Raw genomic sequence first — 220 nt, forward strand, 5'->3', positions numbered from 1 at the left:
TGGGTCTGAGTGGACTTGAACCACCGACCTCCCGCTTATCAGGCGAGCGCTCTAACCAGCTGAGCTACAGACCCAACATTACTCTTAACTGTTATAAACCGTATCAATCTGTGTGGACACTCGTCTCAATAATCATCGTATAAGGAGGTGATCCAGCCCCAGGTTCCCCTAGGGCTACCTTGTTACGACTTCACCCCAGTCATGAACCACAAAGTGGTAA

The 220-nt window shown here is 49.5% G+C and carries 1 tRNA gene and 1 rRNA gene; both read right to left on the bottom strand.

Annotation, left to right across the window (positions count from 1 at the left end):
- Window positions 1–74, bottom strand: a tRNA-Ile gene (locus tag HC752_RS24610).
- A gap of 66 nt (window positions 75–140) precedes the next feature.
- Window positions 141–220: ribosomal RNA gene (locus HC752_RS24615) — 16S ribosomal RNA — on the bottom strand; the annotation flags it as partial.

The sequence above is a fragment of the Vibrio sp. S9_S30 genome (assembly GCF_014694455.1).
GTDB lineage: Bacteria > Pseudomonadota > Gammaproteobacteria > Enterobacterales > Vibrionaceae > Vibrio.